At 68.3% G+C, this 252-nt stretch carries 1 pseudogene; it reads right to left on the bottom strand.

Annotated elements, in window-relative coordinates:
- A pseudogene (locus AAE045_RS24250) lies at positions 1 to 252 on the bottom strand (PKHD-type hydroxylase); the annotation flags it as partial.

Below are 252 nucleotides of genomic sequence, written 5' to 3'. Positions count from 1 at the left end.
CACCGGCTGCGGCTGGCCGGGGGCGGTGTAGTCGTAGCGCACGGCGTTGTCCACATGGAACCCGAAGGTCTGCCCCGGCTGATAGCAGTTGAACAGCGGCGGGAAAATGCGACGCGGCAGTGCCGCCGAGAAGAACGTGCTGTTGCGGCCGAGTGCATCGAGGATGGCCGAGCCGACCGCACGCGCGGCCGGATCGGACTCGGGCAACTGCAGGTTGTGCTTGGCCTGCGCGGACTGGTAACCCGCGGTCAG

The organism is Dryocola clanedunensis, assembly GCF_038405435.1.
GTDB lineage: Bacteria > Pseudomonadota > Gammaproteobacteria > Enterobacterales > Enterobacteriaceae > Dryocola > Dryocola clanedunensis_A.
The sequence above is the reverse complement of the archived record's forward strand: the minus strand, read 5'-3'. Positions and strand labels throughout refer to the sequence as shown.